We start from the raw sequence: 3,040 nt of genomic DNA, 5'->3' as shown, positions 1-3,040 counted from the left end.
GAGATGAATTGTTAGAACGGACTAGAAATTTTTGTGAGTTTTTAAAAAAAGAAGAAGCTCAAGTCTATGGTTCTAATAAGAAAAAATATGACTATTTAAAACATGTCGAACACTATCTCATTTCACTTAAAAAGTGGAATAAAGAATAGATAAAACAGCCTTAAATGGCTTCTAATACTCAAACGATATGCCTAGATCCGAAGCCAAAATATTATGAAGATTGACAATATTTTATCTATAATAGGACTTACGCACTATTATTTATAGATTCTCTGTGGTAGCAGATGATTTTTATCGAGAATAAAGTCATCAATGAAGTTTTTGATAACTGGTCTAAATAATTTCTTCTGCCAACGATATACATTTTCAAAGATCCGCTCAAACTGGTTCTTTTGTATCTCAACGTAGGCCATCAAGGCTGAAAAAATATGATTCAAAATCAGTTTAGATCGTCTTACTTGAAACTTTTCAATATGACAAACCTGTTTAATCACCCGGTGATATTGCTCTATTTTCCAATGACTTGAATGTAATTCATGAAAACCCTCAAAGGACAATAAATCATCTTCATCTTGATGCACAATATAAAACCTCTGCTGTTCTTTTAACTGAGTCTTAAATAATTGTACAAAGCCAAAATCTTTGAGCCAGATCACTTGACCCTGATGGAAATCTGGCAATAAGCGCAGTTGAAACCATTGTCCTTTTTCTGGGGAAACCTTACGGTTACAGTCGATACCAAACATAAATCGAATACCATATTTTCTTATGGTTTTTAGATTTCCAGTCGATGAATACCAACTATCACCTGTAATAAATTGAATCTTTGCACCCCAACTGAGTACTTCACTTAACATATCCATAAAGTAATCATTCTTGGTTTTACTTTCAGATTTGTCATAAATTCGGAAATTAATTGGAATATTTTGACCATTTTGATCTGTCGCATACAAGGTAATGAGATTAATACCCTTGACGGATCGGTGGTGTTTGCCTGACCAAAAATAGCTAACCAAGTCCATATGTTGACTATATGGTTTATCTAAAACAGTATCATCAATACTGACTATAAGTTTATTATTATCAATATGTTGAATTGATTCTTGATATAGGTCGTGAGGTGTGTAGTCTTCACGCTCTAGAAAGCGATTTACACTATCATGCGAGATATTATAAGTCTCGGCAAGTTGTGTGCAGCTAATAGAGTTCGGTTCTGTCATGAGAAAGCCCATATAAATGGGTAATGTACAAGTTGCTGTAGAAGCATGTTTAATTCGTCTGATCACAGATACTTTATAAAGTATTTTAATACTTTTTTGAATCCGTCAATGCGTAAGTCCTATATAAGATGCTTCTGATTTTTTAACTTCTACATCATTTAGTCCCATAGAAGGACAAATGTTAGGTGTTTCTTAATTTTTTCTAAAATTAACATAATTCTTATTATGCGAAATTAAAAAAGGAAGCGGTATGCTTCCTTTCCTATTTTTATGTCAATTTCAATGAATTAAGCACCTAAACGCATTAACTTTTCTTGAATCGCATCACTGACAAAGGCATTTAGAGAATTACTTGATGCTAAAACCGCCTTACGGTGTAATTCAGGGCTAATACGGACATTAAAAGTGCCTTTGAATGGTTGATCAGGAGATTTTCCTAGTTCAGCACATGATTCTAAATAGCCGTCTACAGATTCCTGAAAAGCTTTCTCAAGGGCTTTTAATGTTTCGGCTTCATAGGTAATAAGATCACGAATAAAAGCAAGTTTTCCAAATAACTCACCTGTTTCAAGATCAGGCTCAATTGTTCCGAGATAACCTTTGTATTTTAAATAGCTCATAAAAATCCCTCCTGCTTGAGTGCCTGTTTTACAGCTTTCAATGCCCCACCTTTGATTTCATTTTCAGGGTGTGGTCTATGCAGTAAAATCATATGTTCAGTTTTTTCATTAAAAAATCGAACACGAGAGCCTGCCATTTCAAACTTTTCATAACCGAGTTGGCTTAGTAAAACGACTAAATCTTTATATGGAAATGTATTTTTTGAATTTCCAAGTTTTTCCAATAACTTTTCCGTTTTATCCATACTTCAGCCCTACTGCTATTGCAACTAAGTATAGTTACTTTTAAATAATAATTGCAACTATATTTAGTTGCAATTTCGTATAACAGCCCTTATGTTAAATCAGGTTTAAAACTTAATATCATGTGAATTAAAGTAGGTCGGATCAAACTCTATCTCTCCTATTTCATCCTCGATAATTTGCATGTAATCGTCATATCTTGGATGTTTGGGGTCTTGTAATGCATCTAAAATATCAAGATATCCAAAAATTCCTCCAATATCTTCAAATGGAGCATGATTTTGACCATCTATACAACATGGATATTTTTTATTTAAATCAGGAGATTGTCTGCTTTCTACAGTAATCAAATGTTCCCAACAATCGCCAAAATCATATGTATATATAATTTTTTTACCTACACGTAGAACTTCTTTCAATTTTTGTCTTTTATTGATCTTTTCATGCTTAATAGTCGTGAATTCATGTAAATGGCTATCTTCCCAATCAAAAGCAGATTGAATTGCCTTATGGAGCCTAGATAAAGTAGCTGCCGATGAAATTTGAATAGTTCTCCAGATTTCAGGATCACTACCTAGCAGACTAATTTTTAATTGAAAAACTTCATCAGAAGATTTGAGCTTTACAGTTCCCATAACAGCCTAGTTCTCAAAAAATAGTTTTAGTAAATCTAAAATTAACATAATACACCTTATACGAAATGTGTTATAATTTTCTATAGAAATCAATGCTGTAGTTTCTAGTTTATAGCCCAATCACACCCGATTGGGCTTTTTTATGGATTTTTCACGTTCCACGCCTATTATTTAAGCAATGTTTCACAACTTTGGTTAGCTCCAGTAAATAATTAAAACCTAGATAATAAGAACCGAGCGAGTGTCTACGAGCGATTGAGCATCATCAAAATTTCGCCCTCGCCTTTTCTCTGATTACAAGCTCCCTTTCGATTTTAAACGG

The 3,040-nt window shown here is 33.2% G+C and carries 4 protein-coding genes; all 4 read right to left on the bottom strand.

Features of this window, described 5'->3' with window-relative positions:
* Positions 1-257 precede the first annotated feature (257 nt).
* On the bottom strand, positions 258-1,286 hold the full coding sequence (locus FTV42_RS15990; RefSeq protein WP_180039189.1) for a transposase: 1,029 nt from the start codon (positions 1,284-1,286) through the stop codon (positions 258-260).
* 221 nt (positions 1,287-1,507) lie between these two features.
* Positions 1,508-1,840: a type II toxin-antitoxin system HicB family antitoxin gene (locus FTV42_RS15985; protein ID WP_004812232.1), complete on the bottom strand. Its 333-nt coding sequence runs from the start codon at positions 1,838-1,840 to the stop codon at positions 1,508-1,510.
* Positions 1,837-2,085 (bottom strand): type II toxin-antitoxin system HicA family toxin, encoded by a 249-nt coding sequence (locus tag FTV42_RS15980; RefSeq protein ID WP_180039188.1) that lies wholly within the window; start codon positions 2,083-2,085, stop codon positions 1,837-1,839. The genes FTV42_RS15985 and FTV42_RS15980 overlap by 4 nt, the downstream gene beginning before the upstream one ends.
* 105 nt (positions 2,086-2,190) lie before the next feature.
* Positions 2,191-2,718, bottom strand: coding sequence for a plasmid pRiA4b ORF-3 family protein (locus FTV42_RS15975; RefSeq protein ID WP_000537572.1), 528 nt, complete (start codon positions 2,716-2,718; stop codon positions 2,191-2,193).
* Positions 2,719-3,040 lie beyond the last annotated feature (322 nt).

It is taken from the genome of Acinetobacter sp. YH16052, assembly GCF_013417155.1.
Classification (GTDB): Bacteria; Pseudomonadota; Gammaproteobacteria; order Pseudomonadales; family Moraxellaceae; genus Acinetobacter.
This window is presented reverse-complemented; position numbering and strand designations above follow the sequence as displayed.

Coding starts and splice junctions, on each gene's coding strand:
- FTV42_RS15985 (WP_004812232.1), bottom strand. CDS start 1,840: ATGAGCTATTTAAAATACAAAGGTTATCTCGGAACAATTGAGCCTGAT.
- FTV42_RS15980 (WP_180039188.1), bottom strand. CDS start 2,085: ATGGATAAAACGGAAAAGTTATTGGAAAAACTTGGAAATTCAAAAAAT.
- FTV42_RS15975 (WP_000537572.1), bottom strand. CDS start 2,718: ATGGGAACTGTAAAGCTCAAATCTTCTGATGAAGTTTTTCAATTAAAA.